The organism is Pseudomonas sp. OTU750018 (assembly GCF_011636575.1).
In the GTDB taxonomy this organism is placed as follows: domain Bacteria; phylum Pseudomonadota; class Gammaproteobacteria; order Pseudomonadales; family Pseudomonadaceae; genus Aquipseudomonas; species Aquipseudomonas peli.
On record NZ_JAAPAU010000002.1, the window covers coordinates 329,273 to 354,510 of the forward strand.

The 25,238-nt window shown below is 58.0% G+C and carries 23 protein-coding genes and 2 pseudogenes; 14 read left to right on the forward strand and 11 right to left on the reverse strand.

Annotation, left to right across the window (positions count from 1 at the left end; translation table 11 throughout):
- Positions 1–99: 99 nt before the first annotated feature.
- Positions 100–1,419 (reverse strand): Na+/H+ antiporter family protein, encoded by a 1,320-nt coding sequence (locus tag HCI85_RS10360; RefSeq protein WP_167144648.1) that lies wholly within the window; start codon positions 1,417–1,419, stop codon positions 100–102.
- 497 nt (positions 1,420–1,916) lie between these two features.
- Between HCI85_RS10360 and HCI85_RS21295 the strand changes: the two are divergent.
- From HCI85_RS21295 to HCI85_RS10370, 3 genes and pseudogenes are all read left to right on the forward strand, one after another.
- A pseudogene (locus tag HCI85_RS21295) lies at positions 1,917–2,984 on the forward strand (PDC sensor domain-containing protein); the annotation flags it as partial.
- Positions 2,985–3,329: 345 nt separating this feature from the next.
- Positions 3,330–3,842: pseudogene (locus HCI85_RS21300) on the forward strand (methyl-accepting chemotaxis protein); the annotation flags it as partial.
- Between the two features lie 110 nt (positions 3,843–3,952).
- The gene (locus HCI85_RS10370; RefSeq protein WP_167144649.1) at positions 3,953–4,549 is read left to right on the forward strand and encodes an NADPH-dependent FMN reductase; all 597 of its coding nucleotides are present in this window, start codon (positions 3,953–3,955) and stop codon (positions 4,547–4,549) included.
- Positions 4,550–4,576: 27 nt separating this feature from the next.
- Here the strand turns inward: HCI85_RS10370 and HCI85_RS10375 are convergent, their stop codons facing one another.
- The 4 genes from HCI85_RS10375 to HCI85_RS10390 are packed head-to-tail and all read right to left on the reverse strand — an operon-like array spanning position 4,577 to position 7,187.
- The gene (locus tag HCI85_RS10375; RefSeq protein ID WP_167144650.1) at positions 4,577–5,896 is read right to left on the reverse strand and encodes a sensor histidine kinase; all 1,320 of its coding nucleotides are present in this window, start codon (positions 5,894–5,896) and stop codon (positions 4,577–4,579) included.
- Complete coding sequence (locus HCI85_RS10380; RefSeq protein ID WP_090253630.1) at positions 5,893–6,561, reverse strand: response regulator transcription factor; 669 nt, start codon at positions 6,559–6,561, stop codon at positions 5,893–5,895. The genes HCI85_RS10375 and HCI85_RS10380 overlap by 4 nt, the downstream gene beginning before the upstream one ends.
- Positions 6,562–6,879, reverse strand: a complete 318-nt coding sequence (locus HCI85_RS10385) for a PepSY domain-containing protein (protein ID WP_160087006.1) — start codon at positions 6,877–6,879, stop codon at positions 6,562–6,564. It abuts the gene before it with no gap.
- Positions 6,879–7,187 (reverse strand): PepSY domain-containing protein, encoded by a 309-nt coding sequence (locus HCI85_RS10390; RefSeq protein WP_160087008.1) that lies wholly within the window; start codon positions 7,185–7,187, stop codon positions 6,879–6,881. The genes HCI85_RS10385 and HCI85_RS10390 overlap by 1 nt, the downstream gene beginning before the upstream one ends.
- A gap of 195 nt (positions 7,188–7,382) precedes the next feature.
- Here HCI85_RS10390 and HCI85_RS10395 point away from each other — a divergent pair, with 195 nt between their 5' ends.
- From HCI85_RS10395 to HCI85_RS10415, 5 genes are all read left to right on the forward strand, one after another.
- A complete protein-coding gene (locus tag HCI85_RS10395; RefSeq protein ID WP_160087010.1) occupies positions 7,383–8,462 on the forward strand; it encodes a patatin-like phospholipase family protein in 1,080 nt (359 codons plus the stop codon).
- 50 nt (positions 8,463–8,512) lie between these two features.
- A complete protein-coding gene (locus tag HCI85_RS10400) occupies positions 8,513–9,352 on the forward strand; it encodes a hypothetical protein (protein WP_167144651.1) in 840 nt (279 codons plus the stop codon).
- Positions 9,353–9,539: 187 nt separating this feature from the next.
- Entirely contained in the window at positions 9,540–9,809 is a 270-nt protein-coding gene (locus tag HCI85_RS10405) for a hypothetical protein (protein ID WP_090253619.1), read from the forward strand.
- Positions 9,810–9,992: 183 nt separating this feature from the next.
- Positions 9,993–10,220 (forward strand): DUF1272 domain-containing protein, encoded by a 228-nt coding sequence (locus tag HCI85_RS10410; protein ID WP_160087014.1) that lies wholly within the window; start codon positions 9,993–9,995, stop codon positions 10,218–10,220.
- Positions 10,221–10,258: 38 nt separating this feature from the next.
- Positions 10,259–10,474 (forward strand): DUF2970 domain-containing protein, encoded by a 216-nt coding sequence (locus HCI85_RS10415; RefSeq protein WP_167144652.1) that lies wholly within the window; start codon positions 10,259–10,261, stop codon positions 10,472–10,474.
- A gap of 1 nt (position 10,475) precedes the next feature.
- Here HCI85_RS10415 and HCI85_RS10420 read toward each other — a convergent pair whose 3' ends face one another.
- Positions 10,476–11,603 carry an ABC transporter substrate-binding protein gene (locus HCI85_RS10420; RefSeq protein WP_167144653.1) on the reverse strand — a complete coding sequence of 376 codons (1,128 nt, stop codon included), beginning with the start codon at positions 11,601–11,603 and terminating at the stop codon, positions 10,476–10,478.
- A gap of 131 nt (positions 11,604–11,734) precedes the next feature.
- Between HCI85_RS10420 and pnuC the strand changes: the two genes are divergently transcribed.
- Entirely contained in the window at positions 11,735–12,301 is a 567-nt protein-coding gene (gene pnuC / locus HCI85_RS10425) for a nicotinamide riboside transporter PnuC (protein ID WP_167144654.1), read from the forward strand.
- A 10-nt stretch (positions 12,302–12,311) separates the two neighbouring features.
- Positions 12,312–12,842: an AAA family ATPase gene (locus HCI85_RS10430; protein WP_167144655.1), complete on the forward strand. Its 531-nt coding sequence runs from the start codon at positions 12,312–12,314 to the stop codon at positions 12,840–12,842.
- On the opposite strand, the gene HCI85_RS10435 is transcribed toward HCI85_RS10430, so the two are convergent.
- Positions 12,831–13,298: a DUF3429 domain-containing protein gene (locus HCI85_RS10435; RefSeq protein ID WP_090253607.1), complete on the reverse strand. Its 468-nt coding sequence runs from the start codon at positions 13,296–13,298 to the stop codon at positions 12,831–12,833. The two genes, HCI85_RS10430 and HCI85_RS10435, sit on opposite strands and share 12 nt — an antisense overlap.
- Positions 13,299–13,457: 159 nt before the next feature.
- On the opposite strand from HCI85_RS10435, the gene HCI85_RS10440 reads away from it, so the two are divergent.
- The 4 genes from HCI85_RS10440 (at position 13,458) to HCI85_RS10455 (ending at position 17,544) form a co-directional block, all read left to right on the forward strand.
- On the forward strand, positions 13,458–15,332 hold the full coding sequence (locus HCI85_RS10440; RefSeq protein ID WP_167144656.1) for a di-heme-cytochrome C peroxidase: 1,875 nt from the start codon (positions 13,458–13,460) through the stop codon (positions 15,330–15,332).
- A 53-nt stretch (positions 15,333–15,385) separates the two neighbouring features.
- Entirely contained in the window at positions 15,386–16,519 is a 1,134-nt protein-coding gene (locus tag HCI85_RS10445) for a catalase family protein (protein WP_167144657.1), read from the forward strand.
- Between the two features lie 105 nt (positions 16,520–16,624).
- The gene (gene queD, locus HCI85_RS10450) at positions 16,625–16,981 is read left to right on the forward strand and encodes a 6-carboxytetrahydropterin synthase QueD (RefSeq protein WP_090241991.1); all 357 of its coding nucleotides are present in this window, start codon (positions 16,625–16,627) and stop codon (positions 16,979–16,981) included.
- Between the two features lie 254 nt (positions 16,982–17,235).
- Positions 17,236–17,544 (forward strand): TRL-like family protein, encoded by a 309-nt coding sequence (locus HCI85_RS10455; RefSeq protein ID WP_090253600.1) that lies wholly within the window; start codon positions 17,236–17,238, stop codon positions 17,542–17,544.
- A 54-nt stretch (positions 17,545–17,598) separates the two neighbouring features.
- Here HCI85_RS10455 and ligA read toward each other — a convergent pair whose 3' ends face one another.
- The 4 genes from ligA to HCI85_RS10475 form a co-directional block, all read right to left on the reverse strand.
- Positions 17,599–19,968 (reverse strand): NAD-dependent DNA ligase LigA, encoded by a 2,370-nt coding sequence (gene ligA / locus HCI85_RS10460; protein WP_167144658.1) that lies wholly within the window; start codon positions 19,966–19,968, stop codon positions 17,599–17,601.
- A gap of 61 nt (positions 19,969–20,029) precedes the next feature.
- Entirely contained in the window at positions 20,030–20,857 is an 828-nt protein-coding gene (zipA, locus tag HCI85_RS10465; protein ID WP_167144659.1) for a cell division protein ZipA, read from the reverse strand.
- Between the two features lie 182 nt (positions 20,858–21,039).
- Positions 21,040–24,528, reverse strand: coding sequence for a chromosome segregation protein SMC (smc, locus tag HCI85_RS10470; protein WP_167144660.1), 3,489 nt, complete (start codon positions 24,526–24,528; stop codon positions 21,040–21,042).
- A 12-nt stretch (positions 24,529–24,540) separates the two neighbouring features.
- Positions 24,541–25,200 carry a GntR family transcriptional regulator gene (locus HCI85_RS10475; protein ID WP_167144661.1) on the reverse strand — a complete coding sequence of 220 codons (660 nt, stop codon included), beginning with the start codon at positions 25,198–25,200 and terminating at the stop codon, positions 24,541–24,543.
- Positions 25,201–25,238 lie beyond the last annotated feature (38 nt).

Consider the following 25,238-nt stretch of genomic DNA (forward strand, 5'->3'; position numbering starts at 1 on the left):
AGTGGAGCGAAATAAAAACGGGGCTATCGATTTATCGGTAGCCCCGCTGAAAAGTTGAATCACCTAAAGCAATAACGCTGCAGGCGAGCAATGCCCCGGTTAAATCACCATAGCTGCTGCCCAACCGAATACCAGCAGCGGCAGGTTGTAGTGCAGGAAAGTTGGCACAACGCTGTCCCAGATGTGGTTGTGCTGGCCATCGACGTTAAGCCCGGCGGTTGGGCCAAGGGTAGAGTCGGAGGCTGGCGAGCCGGCATCACCCAGTGCGCCGGCGGTGCCAACGATGCACAGGATGGCCAGCGGACTGAAGCCGAGTTGCAGACCCAACGGTACGAAGATCGCCGCGATGATTGGCACGGTGGAGAACGACGAACCGATGCCCATGGTTACCAGCAGGCCAACCAGCAACATCAGCAGCGCACCCAGCGCCTTGTCATGGCCAATCAGTTCAGCAGAGCTCTCGACCAGGCTTTTCACTTCACCGGTCGCCTTCATCACTTCGGCAAAACCGGCGGCAGCGATCATGATAAAGCCGATCATTGCCATCATTTTCATACCTTCGGTAAACAGGCCATCGGCCTCTTTCCAGCGCACCACGCCAGACACCGAGAAGATGATAAAGCCGACCAGGGCACCGATGATCATCGAGTCCAGCCAAAGCTGCACAACAAACGCGGCAGCAATCGCCACACCCGCCACCAGCAGGCTCAATGGGTTGTAGGCAACATCCACGCGCTCGGCCTGCTCAATCTTGCTCAGGTCGTAGACACGTTTTTTGCGGTAGCTGAAGAACACCGCCACCAGCAAGCCAAACAGCATACCCAGTGCGGGTATCGCCATGGCTTTGGTCACGTCCAGGCCGCTGGTGTCGACGCCGCCACTGGCGACATTGGCCAGCAGAATGTCATTGAGGAAGATTCCGCCAAAACCCACCGGCAGAAACATGTACGGGGTAATCAGGCCGAAGGTCAGCACGCAGGCGATCAAGCGGCGATCAAGCTGCAGCTTGCTCAGCACATACAGCAGCGGCGGCACCAGCAGCGGGATAAAAGCGATGTGAATCGGCAGGATGTTCTGCGAGGAAATCGCCACCACCAGCAGTAGACCGATCAGCAGCCACTTGAGCAAACCGGCGCCTTTGGCGTCCTGTTTGCCAACCATGGCCAGGGCTTTGTCAGCTAAGGCGTGGGCCAGACCGGATTTGGCAATCGCTACGGCGAATGCACCGAGCAAGGCGTAGGACAGTGCCACTGTCGCCCCGCCGCCCAGGCCTTTATTGAATGCCGCCAGCGAGCCTTCAATACCCAGGCCACCAAGCAGACCGCCCGCCAATGCACCGACGATCAGGGCCACCACCACATGCACACGGCACAAGCTGAGGATCAGCATGATTCCCACTGCCGCAACGACTGCGTTCATCGATTTACTCCCGCGATTTAAATAGGTCCACGAAGGTTTGACCCATTGTGGATGCTGCGCCGGCTCGGCGAAGGGCGCGTACTCTGCCTAATGCTGACTGACCTGTCAAAACAGCCGTAAATTATTCTATACACTGCGTTGCAGATTTCGATTACCCTGCGGTTTAAATTGTTAACACTGGCCTGCTATTTGCTCTGCTTAACTTGACGTAACACTTAAAGAAAAGCGCCTATGCGCCGATAGGCGTTCTAAGCCACTGCCCTATAAAGGTCCTGAAAATGTTGTTCAGCCGACTTTCCATCCAGTTGAAAATCACCCTATTGGCCGGCCTGTGCTTGCTGGCCATTGTTGCGGTGCTGGTATCCGCCTCGGTCATTCAGGCCTCACGCAGTGCCAGCCTGGTCAAGCAGGCCAGCACCGCCATGCTGCAGGAGTCTGCGCAACTGCGGATGTCCGCACGCGGCGAATCCCAAGCGTTGCAGATTCAACGCTACTTTATGGACGCCTATCAATACGGTCGCGGCGCGGCGACGCAGGTGTTGTTTATTCGGGAACAGGCTGAGAAGCGCTTTCTAGATGCCTTTGACCTGCGTGAAGACCTGACTCGACAGGTGCGCAGTGCGCTAGAGGCCAACCGCAGTTTGCTGGGTATTTATGTCGCATTCGAACCGAACGCGCTGGATGGCAAAGATGAGCTTTTTGCTGATCAAGGCAACCTCGGTAGCAATGACAAAGGTCGCTTTTCGGTCTATTGGTCACAGGGTGATAACGGTGAGCTGAGCTCCGAGGCCATGACAGAAGAAAGCCTCAATGACACCACCCCGGGAATCAGCGGCGCGCCCTACAACGCGTGGTACAGTTGCCCACTGCAGAAAAAAAAGGTGTGCCTGCTTGATCCCTATATTGATGAGGCTGACGGGGTAAAGACTCTGATGACCAGCATCGCCTTCCCCTTGCTCCAAGGCGACAAGGTGATTGGCGTATTGGGGGTTGATATCAGCTTGACCAGCCTGCAAGAGCTCAGCACCAGTGCTCATCAAGGTCTATTCGACGGCGCCGGCCATGTGAGCATCATCAGCCCCGCCGGCTTGCTGGCTGGTCACAGCCGCGACAGCAGCCTGCTGGGCGGGAAACTGGAAAAAGCCTTTACCAATCAACACAACGAAATCCTCAGCCTGGTGGCAAGCAATCGTCAGGAAACTTTGCACCATGATGGCGCACTGCAAGTGCTGCAACCGCTGCTGCCAATCCCTGAGTCGCAGCCGTGGGGGGTGCTGATGGAGGCGCCTGAGAAGGTTTTGTTAGCGCCCGCTGCCCATCTCGAAACGCAAATGGATGAAATGGGCACGCGCAACACTGCGGTGTCCTTGGGCCTTGGCCTGGTTGCCGGGGTGGTGGGGATTCTGCTCATCTGGTTGACGGCGCTTGGGGTCACCCGGCCGATTATCGGTGTTGCAGCAATGCTGAAGAACATCGCCAGCGGCGAAGGTGATCTGACCCGTCGCCTGGAGTACGCCAAGCAGGATGAACTGGGCGAACTGGCCAGCTGGTTCAACCGTTTCCTCGACAAACTGCAACCCATCATCGCTGACGTTAAACGCAGCGTGCAGGATGCGCGCAGCACAGCCGATCAGTCCGCCCTGATCGCCAGCCAGACCAGCGACGGCATGCAGCAGCAATACCGTGAAGTGGATCAGGTGGCTACAGCGTTCCAGGAAATGAGCGCCACAGCGCAGGATGTTGCGCACAACGCGGCTCAAGCCGCAGAAGCCGCGCGCACTGCCGACCAAGCCAGCCGTGAAGGCATGAGTGTGATCGGTAAAACCACTTCGACCATCGAACTGCTGGCCAATGAAATGAACGTCGCCATGCAGGAAGTCGAAGGCCTGGCCAATAGCAGCGAGAAGATCGGCTCAGTACTCGAAGTGATCCGCTCGATCGCTGAACAGACCAACCTTTTGGCCCTGAACGCTGCGATTGAAGCCGCCCGCGCCGGTGAAGCAGGCCGTGGTTTTGCCGTGGTGGCGGATGAAGTGCGCAACCTCGCGAAACGCACCCAGGACTCGGTGGAGGAAATTCGCCAAGTTATCGAAGGCTTGCAAAGCGGCACCAAGGAAGTGGTCAGCACCATGCACAGCAGTCATCGCCAGGCGCAGGGCAGCGTTGAGCAGGTTGAGCAGGCAGTGGCCGTGCTGCAACGCATCAGCCAAGCGGTCAGCGTGATCACCGACATGAACTTGCAGATCGCCAGCGCGGCTGAGGAGCAGAGCTCGGTGGCCGAAGAAATCAACCGTAACGTCGCTTCGATCCGGGATGTCACTGAATCGATTTCCGCCCAGGCAGACGAGTCAGCAAAAATCAGCCAAGGGCTGAACAAATTGGCCAACCACCAGCAAAGCCTGATGGACCAATTCCGCGTTTAACGCAGATGGCATGATCGGACCGCCACTCTGGCGGCTGCTTCCTTGTGACGCAGGCTAACCATTGTTAGCCTGCGTTTTTTATTGATGCCGCAGAAATCGAGAGGTGAACGATGCTCAATATAGCCCTAGTGGCCGGTTCCAGCCGCAGTAACAGCCAATCGGGCAAGGTTGCCCGCTTTTTGCGCCAGCGTCTGATTCAGTTGGGCTACACCGATGATGCGCAAAGCAATGTGATCGACCTGGGCCTCGCCCCGCTGCCGCTGTGGCCTGCTGAAGACGCCGGTCCATGGGGGCTGTACAGCAAGCAACTGGCCGCTGCCGATGCCGTGGTGATCATTTCTCCGGAGTGGAATGGCATGGCCTGCCCGGCCATCAAGAACTTCTTTATCTACGCCAGCAAAGCTGAGCTGGCGCACAAGCCAGGCCTGTTAGTGGGCGTTTCGTCAGGGGTAGGTGGGGCTTATCCGATCAGCGAGCTGCGCGCCTCCAGCTACAAAAACTGCCGCCTCTGCTACTTGCCTGAGCACTTGATCGTACGCAATGTCGAGAAGGTGCTGAACACGCCAGAACCGAGCCACGAAGAGGACCAGCGCCTGCACGCACGGATCGATTACGAGCTGGATATTCTGGTCAAGTATGCGCACGCCCTGCTCCCCGTTCGCGCCAGTATTGATATGAGCAACCCGGCATTTGCCAACGGCATGTAAAGATTGCACTGAACGCACCTGATGACCTCAGGTGCGTTTTAGCGGCAAGCTGACCGTGACGCGCAACCCATCCAGCGGGCTCTCTGCCAGCTGTAAACTTCCGCCCCACGCATCAACAATATCGCGCACGATACCCAGCCCCAGGCCGTGACCGGCGACCTGTTCATCCAGACGACTACCACGGCTGAGCACTTCGTCCCGCAGCGCGGCGTCGATACCCGGGCCATCATCATCAATCGTAACTTGGTAGCCCGCTGTCACTTTGCAGATATGCAGCTGTACCTGGCTATCCGCCCACTTGCAGGCGTTGTCCAGCAGGTTACCGAGCAGTTCCAGCAGGTCTTCACGGTCCCAGGGTAAGCGCAAACCAGGCTCGGCCTGCCACTCCAGTTGCAGGTGGTTGCCGTGGATCATTGTCAGGGTCGAGAACAGCTCCGGCAGCTCGCTGGCGCAGTCAAAATGCGCGCCGGGCAAGGCCTCCCCAGCTAAACGCGCACGCCCCAGTTCACGGGCGATGCGCTGCTCGATCTGTTGCAACTGACTGTTCAGGCTTTCGCGCAATTGCGGCAGCTGTTTGAGCTCTTCCCGCGTCGCCAGACTGACCAACACCGCAAGCGGTGTTTTCAATGCATGGCCGAGGTTACCCAACGCATTGCGCGACCGTTTGAGGGTGTCTTCGGTGTGCGCCAGCAGGTGGTTGATCTGCGCCACCAGCGGTTCCAGCTCAAGCGGCACCTGCTGATCCAGCTGGCTACGTTGGCCTTGCTGCAACTGCAAAAGCTGCCTGCGGACTTGTTCCAGCGGGCGCAATGCCCGACTGACGATCAGCCGTTGCAGCAACAAAATCAGCACAAGTGCACTGACTCCCAAGCCCAGAATAAATTTCTGCACCTGACTGAAACTATCGAGTATCGGCCTGTAATCACGCGCCACATGAATCACGATGGGCTGGCCATAACGCTGATAATCAGCACGGTAGACCAGCCATTGCTGACCTTGCGGCCCGTCGCCGAGTGCGTCCTTCAAGCCTTCGGCTTCAACTTTGTGCAGCTCTCGGTCCCAAAGTGAGCGCGAGCGCCAGCTCTGCTCATTCAGGTCGATGCGAAAGTACAAACCGGAGTATGGCCGCTTGTAGGCGGCACTGAGACGACGTTCATCCAGCTGCAAGCCATTGGGCCCACGCACGACCGCGCCCAGTAACGTCTGAGTTTCATCCTGTAAGGTTGTTTGCAGGTAACCCCGTAGGCTGCGGTCAAACAGCCAAAGGCTGCTTTGCGCCAGCAGCAGACCGACAATCAGCAATACGCTGACCAGGCCAAGGCTCAAACGCCGTTGAATCGACCTCAAGCAGTATCCCCGCTGAATCGATAGCCCTGCCCGCGGCGGGTTTCGATGATCTCGCGCCCCAGCTTGCGCCGCAGATGGTTAACGTGCACTTCGATGACATTCGAGTCGCGTTCGCTTTCACCGTCATACAGGTGCTCAGCCAGGTGGCTCTTGGACAGCAATTGCCCAGCATGCAGCATGAAATAGCGCAGCAGGCGGAATTCCGCAGCAGTCAGCTGCACTTCTTCGCCGTTGCGTTGTACCGATTGTCGCCCTTCATCCAGTTGCAAGCCCGCCGCTTCGAGTTGCGGCTGGTTAGCCAGACCATGAGCGCGGCGCAGCAAAGACTGGATTCGCAGGTGCAGCTCTTCTGGATGGAAGGGTTTGCTCATGTAGTCATCGGCGCCCGCCTTGAGCCCTTCAATCCGCTCAGCCCAGGAGCCGCGTGCGGTAAGGATCAAGACCGGTGTGGTGAGCCCACCAGAACGCCATTCCTGCAACACCTCAATCCCCGGTTTGCCAGGCAAGCCGAGGTCGAGAATGATCAAGTCATAGGGTTCAGTGGCCCCCTGATAAGCCGCATCGCGGCCGTCTGCCAACCAATCCACCGCATATCCTTGGCGGATCAAACCGGCCAGCAGCTCATCAGCCAGGGGAACATGGTCTTCAACCAGCAACAGGCGCATTCAGTCTTCCACCTCATCCTTGAGCACTTCGCCGGTGCTGGCATGTAATTCCAGTTCGCGCACAGTGCCGTCGTCAGTCACCAGTTCGACTTCGTAGACCAGTACGCCGTCCTCTTCTTCCAGCTCGACTTCCAACAGCACCGCGCCAGGATGGCGCTGCAAGGCCATCTGCAGCAATTGCTCAAGGGGCATGATCAACCCCTCGCGGCGCAGACGGAGTGCTTCATCCTGATCCAGGTCGCGCGCACTGCTGCTGAGCGTCAGCGTCAGCAGCAGGAAGGCCAGGAGTGCGCGAGGCAGCCAAGCAGTGGTGTTCATTAATCGTCTCGTTGGTTCTTCAGCACTTGTGCATTAGTGGCATCCAGTTCGACATCCCACTGCACGCCCTGGGCGTCGCGAACTTCTACCTGATAGATGTAGCGGCCGTACTCTTCTTCCAGCTCGGTGTCTTCGGTCTTGCTGCCTGGATGCAGCGCCAGAGCGGCGGCATTGAGTTTTTCGAAGGACTGAATGGTACCAGCGTCACGCAGTTTGAGTGCTTCATCCGGGCCCAGGTCACGGGCTTGAACGAGGCCGGCAGTCAAAGTCAGAGCAGCAGCGGCACATACAGCAGTCAGTGTTTTCATGTTCAGATTCCTTAATGGAGTTGGCTTTCGACGGAGTCCAAGTTACTGCACACGACTTAACTCAAGCTGAATTTGCTTAATACTTGGCGCAAGCACTATTTATCTCAACCCACGCGCACATCATTCACACGCTGAAGTCGCTTGGCCTGGCCATTCAGCACCCTATAATCGCTGCCTTGCGCGATGGAGGCCAGCATGAGTGCGATATTAATCAAGTCCCCTGCTTTGACAATCAAGGCCGGCAAACGCGCCCTCGCGCGTATTCGCGAGCACGGCTTGCAACCAGCCGATGTCGGCATTCTGCCCGGCGCTGCGGGTGGGCCGAAAGCGTTAGGGATTCAGGGGTTGGATCTGGCGCTGTTCGGCGACTGGCTGCAGCGCGCGCCGCGCGAGCGTTCGCTGATCGGAGCCTCCATCGGTTCTTGGCGTTTCGCCAGCGCCTGTTTGCCGGATGCTGCAGCAGGCCTGCGTCGCCTCGGCGAGCTGTATACCTCGCAGCGCTTTGCCAAAGGCGTGAGCATGGCGCAGGTGTCGAGTAGCTGCAGCCTGATGCTTGATCAACTCCTCGGCAACGACGACGCCAACATCCTCAGCAACCCGCATTACCGTTTGAATATCGTCGTGGTGAAAAGCCATGGCCTGCTCCAGCACGATCACCGCGGGGCACTCGGCCTGGGCCTGTCATCGGTGATTGGCAGCAATCTGCTGGGCCGTCCGCGACTGGCTAAGCACTTCGAGCGGGTGATTCTGCACGACGCCCGCCTTGCTCCGCCCTTAGGGACGCTCAGCGACTTCCCCTCGCGTTATCTGCAACTCGACAGCGGTAATCTGCGTCATGCATTGCTGGCCTCCGGTTCCATCCCGATGATCATGCAAGGGGTCCGCGATATCCCCGGCGCCGGCCCTGGCACCTACCGCGATGGTGGCCTGCTTGATTACCACCTCGACCTGCCGTACAGCGGCGACGATATCGTGCTCTACCCGCACTTCACTGATAAGGTCATTCCCGGCTGGTTCGACAAAGGCATGCCCTGGCGCCGAGGTGATGGCGGACGCCTGCAGGATGTTCTGCTGCTGGCCCCCTCACGTGACTACCTAGCCCGCTTGCCCCATGGCAAACTCCCAGACCGCAAGGACTTCAGTCGTTATCTGGGCGATGATGCCGGCCGCGAGCGCTATTGGCGCACGGCCATGAGCGAAAGCCAGCGGCTTGGCGACGAATTTCTCGAACTGGTCGACAGCGGCCGCCTCGGCGAGCGTCTGCAGCCACTCTAAAAACTGAAGCCGACCGAACACCCAAAGCAGCATGACCAAGGATGGGCAGGATGAAACTCGCAGTCGCCATTATCCACGGCATCGGCACGCAACCCGACCTGCGTGACGACGAAGGCCAGCACGCTTTCGCCCACAGCCTGATCGCCGGGCTGCGCCAACGCCTCGGCGCCGAAGCCGACCAGGTGGCTTTTCAGACGTTGTACTGGGCCAGCGTGCTGGATAAGCGACAACTGGCTTTTCTCGACAAACTGCGCGACCAGCCCGTGCGCTGGCGCTGGTTACGACGCATCGTCACGCTGTTTCTGGGTGATGCCAGCGGCTATCGCAAAGTCAGCCAGGCATACGACACCACTTATGAAGAAGTCCATCAGTGCCTGCGCAGTGGCCTCAATGCCTTGCGCGCCAAGGTCGATGCCGATACGCCGCTGGTGGTGCTGGCGCACTCACTAGGCGGGCATATTTTCTCCAATTTCGTATGGGATCAGCAGCGCATCAATACCGCTGAAGAATGCCCATTGGATCCCTTTCTGGCCTTGGAAACCCTGAGCGGGCTGATCACCTTTGGCTGCAATATCCCCCTGTTTACCTTTGCTTATGACCCGGTCGTGCCGATCCGCTTCCCAGGCCACTGCCTGACTGACGCGGTGACCAAACAGGCGCGCTGGCTAAATCTCTACGCGCCTGCTGACCCGCTGGGTTATCCGCTGCGCCCATTGCCCAACTATGCCTCCGTGGTCGCTGAAGATCGCGCCATGCCAGTGGGGCCCTGGTACAAGCGCCATACCCCGTTGAGCCACTTGGGCTATTGGGATGATCGAGGCTTTCAGCGCTATATCGCTCATTACCTGCAGCAATTACTGGCCGTCTGCAAAGGCTCAGAGAAGGCCTAACCTCCCTCTTCCTCGCCCTGTTTCTCGGCTTACACGATTAAAACTGTGATTTATCGGACAATTCCGTGCATTTTTTCGCCAGCATGTGACTTGCTGGTCAGCTTCGGTCATCAACAACTATGACTGGCAAATGTGAATTCACCGTTTGCCCTTGTGTATTTGGGATCACCTCGGAGAAACCGACCCCATGAACGCACCGCTGCGTTTTAACGAAGCCCTGCTGATTGCCGACCGCGCCTTTCAACCTTTCCAATGCGTCGCCTGGGCCCCGCAAGATGGCACTGGCAACCTCAGCCTTAGCGTGATTGACCGGACCAGCACCCGCCTGCTCGGCCGCACGCAGCTGTCCAGCACCATCTACAGCGACCCGGTGCAATTTGCCGACGTGCTCAAGCAGTCCCGTGAGCAACTCAGTCAGCAAGGTTTCGCCTTGGAGCCCTGGAGCATGCCGGAGTAATCGGCTGCTGTAATAAGGGCTCTGAGCTGCCAATCGGCCCCTCTTGTCAGAGCCCTTCCCTTCCTTCTTTACCCCGTTTCAAATCCCACCCTGCGGCCCTTGCACTCATTTCCTGACTGAGCTTTGCTGCACCCGTGCATTAGCGCTTATGCTCAGCAAATCAATCATTGCGAGGAGTTTGCCATGCTGCAATTGCGCCCCAACTGTGAATGCTGCGACCGAGATTTGCTGGCTGACTCCACTGATGCATTGATTTGCTCGTTCGAATGCACGTTCTGTCGGGAGTGTGCGGACAACAGGCTTAATGGCACCTGTCCTAACTGTGGGGGCGAATTGCTCCAGCGTCCTCGTCGTCCCGCCGCCAAACTGCTCAAGTACCCCGCGTCAACTGAACGAGTCAATAAAGCCTAATTCGTTTAAGGCCACTCAGGACAAAGCAGGAGACACACATGAGCGACGAGGACAACAAGCCGTTGACGCTGTGGGAGATGATGCAAAGCGTATTAAGCGCAGCGTTCGGTGTGCAGAGCGGAAAGAACCGTAGCCGTGACTTCTCAAGGGGCAAGCCCAGCCACTTCATCATTCTCGGCGTGCTGTTTACCGCCGTCTTCGTGCTGGTGATCTTCGGCATCGTCAAACTCGTGCTGCACCTGGCAGGCGTCTGACTTATTGCAGCAGCGGTTTTATGGAGAACTGGTAATCCTTGAGCTGCGGTCGGTAGACGGCACTGAACTGGCGAAAATCAAGGCCAAAACCTGGCACTTTGAGGCGTTTCTGCAAATGAGCAGCTTGTTTGGCGTCCAGTAAGCTGAAAAGCGGGTCGACTCGGTCTTTGCCACCACGCTCGGCAAAATCCAGCCCTGCATGGTAGTCATGCAACATCACCATGGCCCACCCTCCGAGGGTGAAATGCCCGGCCACCAAGACGCATAGTTTGCGGTCTATACGCGCTTGCAAAACCGCGTCTGAGTTATTCAGCGCCGACAGATAAATATCCTTGCCCGGTTGCCGGCCGATTTCTTGTGCTGCTTGCATCACACCAAACGCCATTTCATCGTTAGCCGACCACACCAGCTTTGCCTCCGGGTGGCGTGGAAGGATCAGTTGCGCCTGTTCATAAGCGCGTTGACGCTTCCACTCACCTTGCAACATCTGCTGCAATTTGATCTCCGGGTGCTCACGCAAGGCACGATGCAGGCCCTCTTCACGCAAGCTTGAAGAGGGGGTGAATCGCACACCAGCAAATGCCAGCAGACTGCCGGGCTTACCCTCCAGCTTGGCGATCAAGGCCTTAGCCATCCAATAGCCTGCTTGCTCGTCGTTGGGCACCAAGCTGCCAATCCAGTTGCGATAGCGTTCGCGTGAGGCGCCGATAAGCTGTTGCTGTTCAGGCGTAAGGGTACTGTGCAGGGAAAACAGCTTGATCGGACTGTCGGCAAACTGCCGGAGCAACTCCGGCGCGGTGTACATCTCGTTGACGAATATCAGGTAATCCGGTGGGTTATCGCGGGTCAGTAACTCGCGGGCTTTTTCCAGTAGCTGCGACGGGTTGCGCTCACCGTAGATAATCTGCAGCTGCATGCCCAGGTCATCGGCAGCGGCTTGCATAAAGTCACTGTAACCGACCCAGAAAGGCTCATCGGAAAACCCCGGATTGAGAAAGACCACCGAAGCCGGCGTCTTTCCCGCTGTGCGCGCGCTCTCGGCGATGACCGGTGTTGTCACGCCAAGTGCCCATATGCACACAGCGCTGATAACCGTTAAAACAAACCTGAACACGCAATGCCTCCTCATCGGGACGCTGAGTATATCGGCAAAGCCATAGCAATTAGCCATCTCATCGAAATGAGCGGCCTGTGCAACCAAGACGGCACACAGTGCAGTCGTTACAATCGCCTCCCTGCGCTTTCGTTGATCGGTGTTATATGTCGCCTCTGGAAATCATTGCTTCAGCCCTTGGCGTGTGGGCCGTTTGGCTGACCGTGCGGCAAAACCGCTGGTGCTGGCCGCTGGGTTTGCTGATGGTGCTGATGTACGCCTGGATCTTCTATGACGGCAAGTTGTACTCAAACATGCTGCTGCAAGGTGTGTATGCCGTCTTGCAAGGTTATGGCTGGTGGCTTTGGACGCGCGGCGGTAGCAGCCAGACTGGCGTACAGGTCAGCCGACTGAGCCAGCAAGGCATGATGATCAGCTTAGCAACAGGTGCAGCCGGTGCACTTGTGCTCGGGTATCTGATGGCCACATTCACCGATGCGGCCGCGCCCTGGCAGGATGCAGCGCTAAGTGCATTCAGCCTGGTCGCGCAGGTATGGATGGCGCAGAAACGTGTGGAGTGCTGGCCACTGTGGGTCATTCTTGATCTGCTTTTCGTCGCGCTGTTTGTACAGCAAGGCTTGTACCCGACAGCTGCACTGTATGGGCTGTTTACCCTGTTAGCGGTCAATGGCTGGCTGACATGGCGGCGTGATCACGCGCTGGTTAACCCATGAAGGTACAAGCATGAAGGTGCTGGTACTCACCGGGCCAGAGTCCAGCGGTAAAAGCTGGCTGTCTGAGCATATCCAGGCGAATTTTGGCGGCGTGTTGGTAGGCGAATACGTGCGGCATTTTATCGAGCGTGAGCAGCGTGACACCTGCTATGCCGACATCAACGCGATCGCCCAGGGCCAATTGGCCTGGGAAGATCAAGCCCGGGCTGAACGCCCTGAATTGCTCATCCTCGACACACATTTGCTCAGCAACATGCTCTGGAGCCACGCGCTGTTTGGGGACTGCCCCGCCTGGATTGAACCGGCCTTACTCGAACGTGACTATCACCTGCACCTGCTACTCAACCCTGTCGATGTGCCCTGGGTCGACGATGGCCAGCGCTGCCAGCCAGCGCTGGCTCAACGGTTGACGTTTTACCAACACTGCGAACACTGGCTGCGGCAGCATCAACAGCCGCTGCAATGCATTCAAGGCAACTGGTCGCAGCGCCGAGAGCAGGCGCTGGTCACCGTGGCTGACTGGCTCAACTCAACGCAATAGCACGCTGGCCCATGCCAGCAGCAAACTCAGGCAGACAACCAACGTCAGCGGTCGGCGTAGCCGTGGGTACCATTGCGGTGCCAAGCCCAGTTTGACGGCCCTCAAGTCAGCGGCATACAACCCACCGAACGCTACTAAGCACAGCGGTAACGCCAAGCTGGTTGGCATACCGCCGCTGATGGCCAGCCAGCCCAGCAAAGGCGGCACCACGGATAACCCCAGCTGCATCTGCGCTTGCTCGTCAGTACTTTCCGCACGCATTGCCAGGCCCCAGTGGATCGCCCCCATAAATGCCAAGATCACAGCGGCATAATCCAACAACGCAGCCAACACCAGCTCTCGCCACCCTTCAGGTGTCACCCAGATGCCCAGTGCGCCGGTGACAAAAGGCACCAACCCGGCATAGCCCAACATCAACGCTAATTTGGGCGGCTGTGGCGCGTCAAATGGATGCATCAATTCACTCCTGTGGGTTATTTCGTCATCACCGCACTGTAAAACGATTTTCGCCCCTAGAAGAAGCCTATTTCCGGGATTTTGCTGTAATGGCTGCTTGCCATCTGCGGCTGCAGTTGGCATAAAAACAACAAACAAAAACACCACAAGGAAGTTTCCATGCGCATCCTCCGTCGGGCCCTGTATGGGCTTCTTTTACTATTTATCGCAGGCTTGCTGATCGCCCTGTACTTCATCGCCAATCCCAACCTGCCGGTTTATCAGCAGCCAGACAAGCTGCACTACCTCGATCAGTGGTCCTCTGATGAACGCCAAACCTATTACTACACCCCTCAGGGTACCCAGGTAAAAGGCCTGCGCTATGAGTGGTTCCGTGCCCTGGAGCTGCCGTTCAGCACCAGCAAGTTCGCCACCCCCGACTATCTGGCGCGTTTTGGCTTTCTCGTCGATCCCGCGCAACAACCTACGCCGCTGAATCCTGGAAACCTGCCCGTGGGCTTTGCCCGCCACGCAGATGCGGAGAGTGGTGAGCATTATTTGGATATCAGCTGCGCCGCTTGCCACACCGGTGAGTTGCGTTACCAGGGCCAAGCTGTGCGCATTGATGGTGGTGCTGCGTTGCACTCACTGGCATCCACGGTACCGACCGTGCGCGGCGGCAGCTTTGGCCAAGCGCTTGGGATGAGCATGGCGTTCACCTACTACAACCCACTGAAATTCAACCGCTTCGCCCAGCAAGTACTGGGAGATGAGTACGCCCGTCACAAGGCGCAGCTGCGTCGAGACTTCAAGGTAGTGCTCGACCGCTTGTTGGGCACCGCATTCAATGACTGGCACCGTGGCTTGTATCCAACCGAGGAGGGCTTTGGTCGTACCGATGCTTTCGGCCGTATCGCCAATAGCGTATTTGGTGATGCCATTGACCCAAGCAACTACCGCGTTGCCGATGCGCCAGTGAGTTACCCGCAGGTCTGGGATATCTGGAAATTCGACTGGGTACAGTGGAACGGCTCAGCCATGCAGCCCATGGCCCGCAACGTCGGCGAGGCCTTGGGAGTCGGTGCGACCCTGCGCTTGCTGAATACTGACGGTCATCCGGTAGCCGAAGCTGAACGCTATGCCTCCAGCGTGCGGTTGCGTGACCTGTTCACCCTTGAAGAAACCCTGAAAAAGCTGCGACCACCGACCTGGCCTGAAGACGTTTTTGGCAAGGTCGATCTGCCGCTGGCCAGCCGCGGCCGTGCGTTATTTACCGAGAACTGCGCGTATTGCCATGCCCCTGATCCAAAAACACCTCAGGACAGCTTCGCACCTGCCCGCGATCCGGAATGGCGGATGCGCGTGGTCCCGACCTCAATCGTCGGCACTGACCCTACTACTGCTGACAATATTGCCGACCACCGCTTCGATATCAGCAAGCTGGGCTGGACCAAGGCCGAACTGAGTAAGCTTGATGTACGCCTGTACGGCGCGAAGCTGGATGACATCGACATGCGCAGCATCTCCAGTGCCAAGGCCCTGGCCTACGTCACCGCCTATGTGGAAAACCGCGCGTATCAGGATGCCGGCATCACACAACCCGAACGCGGCAATATGGATGGTTTCAACCTCCCTATCGGCGTACAGGAAAAACGTGGCTACAAGGCTCGTCCGCTCGACGGAATTTGGGCCACACCGCCCTTCTTGCATAACGGCTCAGTGCCGACCCTGTTCCAGCTGTTGTCGCCGGTGTCGGAACGGCAAACCGAGTTCTGGGTAGGCAATTTCGAGTTCAACCCCAAGCAAATTGGTTACCAGAGTGAGAAATTCACCGGTGGTTTCCATTTCGATACGCAGGTCACCGGCAACAGCAATCGCGGTCATGAATTCCGTGCGGGATGCCGTGAAGATGGGGTAATTGGCCGCGCTCTGCAACCGGAAGAACGCTGGGCGCTGATCGAGTACCTCAAGGTTTTGGGTAACCCAGCATTGGAACAACAATTACAGCCGGTGGCCGCCAAAACGTGGACGCCCGGCCCGTCTTGCCAGAACTGAACTGCACTGCGCCTGTGATCGCACACTGAGAATAATTAAAAGGAATTGACTCCATGTTTAAACGATTCTGGCTCTGGCTCGGCCGCATACTGGGCAAATTACTGGTGCTCGTATTGGCTATCGGCATCGGCGGCTGGGCCATTGGAGCCGCCTATTACGGCTGGAAGTTCTCCGGCCCTGTATCTACTGAAGAGCAGATCCCGCCCGATGAAGCCGCGCTCACCCAAGGCATCATTGAAGATGCCATCCGCGTGGTCGAACAGCACCGCGACAATACCCGCGTGCTGCGCGATGCCCACGCCAAGGCCCATGGCTGCATGAAGGCCGAAGTCACCGTCAGCGCCAATATCGATAGCAGCCTGCAACGCGGCGTACTCAGCGAACCAGGCAAGACCTGGCAAGCCTGGATGCGCCTGTCCAACGGCAATGCCTACCCGCAATTTGACCGCGCCCGCGATGCCCGCGGCATGGCAATCAAGCTACTGGATGTCCCTGGTGAAAAGCTGACACAAAGCCCGCAGCATGCCAGCGAGCAGGACTTTGTGATGTTCAATCACCCAGCTTTTTTCGTGCGCGATGTGGCCGAGTACAAAAGCAATTTCGCTGCCCAGGCCGACGGTAAAAAGGTCATGGCATTCTTCCCCAGCTGGAACCCCAACACCTGGGAAATCCGCCACCTGATCATTGCCCTTAAAACACTGTCCCCTGCCCCGGAAACACCCGTGGCGACCACCTACAACTCCATCGCGCCATTCAAACTGGGTGAGCACAACATCAAGTACCGAGTTATTCCTCAACCAGAGGCCTGCCCGGAGTACCAGTTACCTGAACAGAATCAGGATCTGCCAAATTTCCTGCGCAATGCGCTGTACCAGCAGCTGTCGCTGGACCGCGTACCCGCCTGTTTTGCCCTGCAAGTGCAGCGACAGAACGCCGAGTACTACATGCCTATCGAAGACCCCAGTGTTGAGTGGAGCGAAGCCATTTCACCGTTCGAAACCGTCGCCACCATCAAGGTGCCGGCGCAGGACTTTGATAGCCGCGAGCAGAACCTGTTCTGTGACAACCTCTCCTTCAACCCCTGGCATGCACTGCCCGAACATCGTCCGATTGGCGGCATCAATCGCCTGCGCAAGGCGGTCTACGAGGCTGTCAGCATCTACAGGTTGGAGCGGAATCAACCATAAAACTGTATCCAATTCTCTGTGCTACTCGGTTAACAGCCGCTGAGCTGGTAATATTCGCGCCTTGCTAAACGCGCTGTTAGCCGCGTACCACCTGAGAGAAAGACCGTGGAATTGTTCAAAGAGTTTATGTTCGAGGCCGCGCACCGCCTGCCTCACGTCCCCGAAGGGCACAAATGCGGGCGTCTGCACGGCCACTCCTTCAAGGTCGCGGTGTATATCGAAGGTGAGGTTGACCCCTACACCGGTTGGATTCGCGACTTCTCCGAGATCAAGGCGATCTTCAAGCCGCTCTACGAACAACTCGACCACAACTACCTGAACGATATTCCTGGCCTGGAAAACCCCACCAGTGAAGTGCTGGCCAAATGGATCTGGCAGCAACTCAAGCCGCTGTTACCTGAGCTGTCGCGTATCCGTATTCATGAAACCTGCACCAGCGGCTGTGAATACCGCGGCGATTGATTCGCCGCCTGGCGCCCGATCGAGGCGCCAGGCACCTCCCAGCTCCTCGCCGTTCTCCATTGGACTGCCAAATCAAGTGAGCTGCACGCAAGAACAGCGGCTTGCAAAAAATCCACCGAAAGATTTCATAAATTTGAAACCGGTTTGAAAACAAGCAGGCGAACTTGTTATTGCCCGTGCACTGCTTTAGGGTGCCCGTGCACTTTACCTGGATGGGTAAAGCTTCTTATGGATAAGCGAAAAGGAATCACAACATGTTGAAGAAAATTGCTCTGGCTGCCGGCCTGGTTACCCTGCTCAGCGGTTGCGCTTCTGGCCTGTCGCCAGTCAGCGTTGGCCTGATCACCGACGTTAAAGGTCCGATCACCGCCACCACCGCTTCCGGTAACAAAACCGGTACTGCTTGCGCCACCACCATCATTGGTCTGATCAACAAAGGCGACGCTTCCATTGCTGCCGCCAAGGCCAATGGCAACATCGGCACCATCGCTACCGCTGATTACCACACCAAAGGCTTCTACCCGTTCTTCGGCGAAACCTGCGTGAACGTAACCGGTAACTAAGTTGCCCGACTGCCCCCAAACCCTGTTTGGGGGCAGTACAGAAAACTCGCACCTCTAGAGGCCGTAGCCTGCCAAGGCTGACAAGAACTGCGCCTCGTCAATCACCCGAACACCCAGCTCACTGGCCTTTGCCAGCTTCGAACCAGCACCAGGCCCAGCCACCACACAACTGGTTTTTGCCGAAACCGACCCTGCTACCTTGGCGCCCAGACTTTCCAGCTTTTCCTTGGCCACATCGCGGCTCATCACTTCCAGCGTGCCGGTCAGCACCCACGTCTGACCAGCCAGCGGCAAGCCTTCGATCACTTTTTTCTCGCAGTGCCAGTGCATGCCAAAGACTTTTAGCTGCGCTTCGATGGCGCGCGCGCGCTCTGCATTGGCAGCAACCTCGAAAAACTCGCGCACCGCCTTCGCTTGCTTCTCGGGCAAGGTCTGCCGCATATCCAGCCAGTCAGCCGCCAATACTGCATCCAGGCTGACAAATTTATCCGCTAGCTTCTGCGCGCCACCGGGGCCTACGGACGGGATATTTAGCTTGTCGAGCATTCCGGCCAGGGTAGCGCTGGCACTGAACTCGGCACTCAGCTCGCCTTGCTCCTGCAGTTGCAGCCCGCACTGATCACTGGCCAACAAGGCCGCGATAACCTGCTGGTTATGGCTGTCGGCAAAGAAACTGTGGATCTCATGGGCCACTTCCAGACCGATATCCGGCAGATAAGTCAGCACTTCCGGCAAAGCCTGCTGCACGCGTTCCAGAGATGCCAGCGATCGAGCCAACACCTTAGCGGTTTCCTCGCCTACATCGGGTATGCCTAGGGCATAGATAAACCGCGCCAGGGTCGGTTGTTTACTGTCGGCGATGGCCTGCAGCAGCTTGTTGCAGGAGACCTCGGCAAAGCCTTCCAGGTTGATGATCTGTTCATAGCTCAGCGTGTACAGATCGGCCGGCGAGGCGATCAACTGCTCATCGACCAGCTGCTCGATGGTTTTATCGCCTAAGCCTTCGATATCCATGGCGCGGCGCGAAACGAAGTGGATGATTGCCTGCTTAAGCTGCGCAGCACATGCCAAACGACCGACACAGCGGTACACCGAACCTTCGCTAAAGGTTTCCTTGCCCTTGCTGCGCTTGACCAGCTGGGTGCGCTCAACATGGGAGCCGCACACCGGGCAGCTTTCAGGAATCTGCACAGGCCTGGCATCCAGTGGACGCCGCTCAGGCACCACCTGCACCACCTGCGGAATCACATCACCGGCTCGGCGGATGATTACCGTATCCCCGATCATCACCCCCAGGCGCGCCACCTCATCCATATTGTGCAGAGTGGCATTAGACACCGTAACTCCAGCCACTTTGACCGGTTTCAGGCGCGCCACCGGAGTAACCGCACCGGTACGGCCAACCTGAAATTCCACATCCAGCAACTCGGTCAGCTCTTCCATCGCCGGGAATTTGTGAGCAATCGCCCAGCGCGGCTCGCGGGCGCGGAAGCCCAGTTCGCGCTGATAGGCCAAGCTATTGACCTTGAACACCACACCGTCGATCTCATACGCCAGCGACTCGCGACGCTCTCCAATACTGCGGTAGTAAGCCAGACACTCATCGGCGCCTCTGGCCAACTTCAGCTCGCGACTGATCGGCATGCCCCATTGCTTGAGGGCCTCAAGAATGCCGATATGCGTTTGTGGCAGCTCGCCTTGCACCTGACCAATGCCGTAGCAGCAGAATTCCAGCGGACGGCTGGCGGTAATTTTAGAATCCAGCTGGCGCAGGCTGCCGGCTGCCGCATTACGCGGATTGGCGAATGTCTTACCACCCTGCTCCAGCTGCCGTGCATTCAGCGCCTCGAAACCGGCCTTGGACATAAAGACTTCGCCACGCACTTCCAGCACAGCCGGCCAGCCCTCGCCCTGCAGCTTTAATGGCACATTACGAATGGTGCGCACGTTAACGCTAATGTCCTCGCCCGTGCTGCCATCGCCACGCGTAGCGCCACGCACCAGCAGGCCATCGCGGTACAACAGGCTGACCGCCAGGCCATCAAGCTTAGGCTCACAGCTGTATTCAACCTCGGCGCCGCCACCAAACAGATCGCCTGCAGGCAAATCCAGCCCTTCACGCACCCGGCGATCAAAGTCGAGCAAATCGGCCTCTTCAAAGGCGTTGCCCAAGCTGAGCATTGGCACTTCGTGCTTAACCTCACCGAAGGCCGAAAGCGCCAGGCTACCGACGCGCTGGGTCGGTGAGTCGGCCGTGACCAGCTCTGGGTGTTCGACCTCAAGTGCTTTGAGCTCATCGAACAGGCGATCATATTCGGCGTCGGGAATACTCGGCTCATCGAGTACGTGATAGCGATAGTTATGCCCATCCAGTTCGTCGCGCAGTTGCACTATGCGCTGGGCAGCAATCGAGGCATCGGTCATTGCGGTGTGCTCTCAAACGAAAAGAGCAGCCTTGGCTGCTCTTGGTATTTCATCGATTAAATCAGCGCTTATTGGTCAGTTGCTTGCGTTCATATTCGACGATGCGCTGGCGGTAGTGTTCGATAGTTTGCGCGGTCATCACGCTGCGCTGGTCATCTTTCAACTCGCCATTGAGTTCATGGGCCAGTTTGCGCGCTGCGGCAACCATTACATCGAAAGCCTGTTTGGGATGACGCGGGCCAGGCAGACCGAGGAAGAAGCTCACAGCACGGGTGCTGAAGCCCTCGATATCATCCAGGTCAAAGGTGCCAGGTTTTAGTGCATTGGCCATGGAGAACAACACTTCACCATTACCGGCCATGCTTTCGTGGCGATGGAAGATGTCCATTTCGCCAAAGCGCAGGCCACTTTCCAGAATGTTCTGCAGCAACGCCGGCCCCATAAAGCCTTCATCGCCACGGGCGATCACGTTGATCACCAGTACTTCTTCAACCGGCGGCAATTCCTTGGTGCTTTCTTTGACCGGGCTTGCAGGTTTGCCTACCACCTCATCATCAACTGGGTTGAGCAATGTCGGTACGGGTTCATCCTGGCCCAAATTCAGGTCGCCCTGTTGCGGCTCTCCGCTGCGACGACGATTCAGTTCACGGGCGCTTAGCGATGGCAGGTCTTCTTCATCAAAAGCCGGCTCATGGCTGCGGTCAATTACACGCGGCGGGCTAAGCAGATCGGGATCGCTGTCATCATCAGGCAGATTGGCAAAACTGCGGTCAAGTTTGAACTTGAGTTTGCCCTTACCACCGCGCATCCGCCGCCAGCCATCAAACAGGATGCCGGCAATCACAATAATGCCGATGACAATCAGCCACTCGCGCAGACCGAATTCCATGAAATACCTTAACCCCTAATAAAAATGTGATGAAAAAGGCCTTCCTGGGCCATTTTGCTAATTCTTTTCCGCGACGCCAAGCCTATGTTATGCCAGGCCTTTCCCTGAGTTATAACGCCACGTCTAATAACAATGCGCATTAAGCTAGCACGACGAAAGATAACTTTACACCGCCCTGGCCATCATGATTCAACCAAGGCCAGCGCTTCCTCCACATCCACGGCCACCAATCGCGAACAACCGGGCTCGTGCATGGTTACGCCCATCAACTGATCAGCCATTTCCATGGCGATTTTATTGTGGGTGATATAGATAAATTGCACCGTTTCAGACATCTCTTTTACCAGCCGTGCGTAGCGCCCGACGTTGGCATCGTCCAGCGGTGCATCTACTTCATCGAGCATGCAGAACGGCGCCGGATTGAGCTTGAAGATGGCAAACACCAAGGCCAAGGCCGTCAGCGCCTTTTCCCCACCAGAAAGCAAATGAATGGTGCTGTTTTTCTTGCCCGGCGGACGCGCCATGATGGTTACGCCGGTATCCAGCAAATCTTCACCGGTCAGTTCCAGATAAGCGTTGCCGCCACCGAAGACTTTCGGGAATAGCGCTTGTAGGCCACCGTTAATCTGATCGAAGGTTTCCTTGAAGCGATTGCGGGTTTCCTTGTCGATCTTGCGAATAACGTTTTCCAAAGTATCCAGCGCTTCCACCAGGTCGGCGTTCTGCGCGTCCAGGTAACGTTTACGCTCGGATTGCTGCTGGTATTCATCGATCGCCGCCAGGTTGATCGGCCCCAAGCGCTGAATACGCGCGGCCAGGCGTTCCAACTCTTCTTCCCAAGCTTTCTCGCTGGCCTCTGCGGGCAAGGTCGCCAGCACGCCATGCAGGTCGTAGTTGTCTTCCAGCAACTGATCCTGCAACGCCTTACGCCGCACGGTCAGCGATTGCCAATCCATACGTTGCTGTTCCAATTGGCCGCGCAACAATTGCGATTGCTGCTCGGCCTGAGTGCGGCGCTTCTCCGCATCACGCAACTCGCGGTCGGCATCTTCCAGGGCCAGACGCGCCAGCTTGAGCTCGTCTTCCACGGCCATACGCTTGTCGAGCTGCTCTTCGAGCTTCATGCGCAGCTCTTCCAGCGGCGCTTCGCCCTCCTCCAGATTGAGGTTGAGCTGCTCGCGCTTCTCGTGCAGACGCTCGGCCTGCAACTCCAGGCGTTCCAGGGCCTGGCGGGTGGAATCATGCTGGGCTTTCAGCGAACCCAGGCGCACGGCTAGCTGGTGGGCATGATCCTTGTGCTGACGAGCTTCCTGGCGCACGCGGTCGAGGCGTTCACGCAGGCTGTCGCGGCGGGCCAACAGACCTTCGCGCTGCTCATTGTCATTGGCCATGGCATCCAGGGCATCTTGCAGCTGCAAGCGCGACTCACCCAGTTGCTCATGTTCGATTTCACGCTGTTCGCCCAGCTCCAGCAACTCACTGTCCAGACGAGTACGGCGCAAAATCAGCTGTTCGACCTTGGCCTGGCCGGCAGACAGCTGAGCCTTCAGCTCGCCGAGACGACGGGCCAGGTCCTGCGCTAAGCGCCGCTGCTGCTCGCGCTGTTCTTCCTGAGCACGCTGGTTTTCGCGCAGATGGGTCAAGCGCTCATCCAGCACGGCCAATGCAGCTTCACGCTCATCGCGTTCCAGCGTTAGCCGTTCGATCTCCTGACCACGGGCCAGCACACCGCTTTCCGCTTCACTGGCGCGGCGCACACGTAGGAAATGTCGACCGACCCAGTAACCATCACGGCTGATCAGACTTTCGCCTTCGGCCAGGCTCAAGCGTACGGCCAGTGCTTCATCCAGACTCTGCACCGGTTTGACCTTGACCAGCCAAGGCGCCAGATCGACGTTGGCTTCGACCTTATCCAGCAAACTACCCGCCACCCGCGCGCCGCCCTTGCTCGGGCTGGCCAGGCGCAGATCGCCTTGAGTCAGGCCGGCAAAATCCAGCCCTTGGAAATCATCCAGCAACACGGCCTGCAGATCGGCGCCGAGCACGGTTTCCACCGCCAGTTCCCAGCCGGCTTCAACCCGAAGGCCTTCAGCCAGACGTGGGCGTTCGCTCAGTTGCTGCTCGCGTAGCCAGTCGCCAGCACCTTTGCCGGGATCAAGCGCCGCTTGCTGCAGCGCCTCCAGCGAGGCCAGGCGACCATTCAGGCGTTGCAATTCACCTTGTGCCTTCTGCTGGGCCTGACCGCTGTGCTGCAAATCATTGCGCAGCTGCTGCAGACGCTCGGCCTGCTGCTCTTCTTCCAGCTGCAGGTCTTCCAGGCTGATTTCACCGGCGGCAATCTGCTCGCTCAGTTCGATAATCGCGGCATCTTCCGGGTCGGCCGCCAGTTGCTGCAGCTCATCGGTGAGACGCCGCTGGCGCTCGGCCAAACGCTCCAGGCTCTGCTCCAGCTGGGCGATTCGGGATTGTTGCACCTCGGCCTGACGCCGAGGTTCGGCGCTGCGCTGGTTGAAGCTGTCCCACTGTTCCTGCCAGCCATGCATAGCCGTTTCGGATTCTTCCAAGCCGGCGGCGGACTCTTCGGCCGCCGCTGCAGTCAGCTCCTGCTCAGGCTCGAGCATGGCCAGCTCTTCGCCCAGAGTTGCCAGTAGCGTGCGGTCGTGCCCCAGATGCGATTCGGTTTCCAGGCGCGCGCGCTCGGCTTCGTTAAGATCATCCTGCAACTGGCGCAAACGCTGCTGGCCGTGCTGGATGCTCTGCTCAATACGCGCGATATCGCCGCCCACCGAGTAGAAACGGCCCTGCACCAGGTTGAAACGCTCGCTCAGCTCATGGTGGCCATCGCGCAGGCGTTCGATGCTCGCATCGGCGTTGCGCTGCTCGGCGACCAGGGCTTCGAAGCTGACTTCCTGGTTGCTGATCACCGCCTCGCGGCTACCCACCTGCTCATTCAGCGCCTGCCAACGCAGGGCGGTGAGCTGGGCTTTGAGCTGACGCTCCTCGGCCTTGTATTCCTGATACTTCTCCGCCGACTGGGCCTGGCGGTGCAGGCGGTCGAGCTGACGCTCCAGCTCTTCCCGCAGATCGGTCAGACGCGCGAGGTTTTCATGGGTGCGACGGATGCGGTTCTCGGTTTCGCGGCGGCGCTCCTTGTACTTGGAGATGCCGGCAGCTTCCTCGATAAAGTTACGCAGGTCTTCCGGCTTGGCTTCGATCAGCTTGCTGATCATGCCCTGCTCGATGATCGAGTAGCTGCGCGGGCCCAGACCGGTGCCGAGGAAGATATCGGTAATGTCGCGGCGACGGCATTTGGTGCCGTTGAGGAAATAGGTGTTCTGGCTGTCGCGGGTGACCCGGCGGCGGATCGAGATTTCGTTGTAGCCGGCGTATTCGCCGGTCAGGGTGCCGTCGGAGTTGTCGAAGATCAGCTCGATCGATGCCTGGGTCACCGGCTTGCGGGTATTGGAGCCGTTGAAGATGACGTCGGTCATCGACTCGCCACGCAGGTTCTTCGCCGAGCTTTCGCCCATCACCCAGCGCACGGCATCGATGATGTTCGACTTACCGCAGCCGTTAGGCCCGACCACTGCCGCCATATTACTGGGGAAGGTCACAGTGGTTGGGTCAACAAATGACTTGAAACCGGCCAGTTTGATGCACTTGAGCCGCATAAACAGCCTTCCTTAAGCGTCGGCCAGTGCGGCCAGCACCAGCTGACAATTGTGCTCGCCGTAACCCAGCAATACCTCACGGATGGCCTGGTGGTCACGGGCGATAATTGCCTGCAGCAAGGCGGCAAAGGTATTGAGGAACTGGCCCATTTCACCTTTGCGCCGCTCCAGCGCCAGGTGATAGGTGCGGCTGATGGCCGGTAGCAGGTTCTCCACGGTTTCCTGCAGGTAGGGATTATTGGAGAACGGGAAGGCAGCACGCATGATGTCAAAGCTGCTTTCGACAAAAACGTTGATATCTTCGCGCTGCAGGCTGTCCTGCAGACGTTGCTGAATCAACAGGAACGGCCCGAGATCCGCCTCGACCTGCCAGCTATCCGCAACCGCCTTGCCCAGCAGGATGTACAGCTCCATGACAAGGGCATAAAGGCTCTTGACGTTATGCGGCGTCAGTTCAGCCACCTGCGCGCCACGGCGCGGTGGAATCACGATCAAGTGCCGGCGTTCCAGAATCAGCAGCGCTTCACGCACCGACCCCCGGCTGACATTCAGCGCCTGGGTAACTTTCTGTTCCTGAATCCGCTCACGCGCCTTCAACTCACCACGAATGATGCGTTCGGCAAGGTGATGGGCGATCTGCTCAGCGAGGCTATCCGGTGCCTTGAACGTCATGATGATCCTTAGGCTCTATCTGACCTATTGGAGAGGCT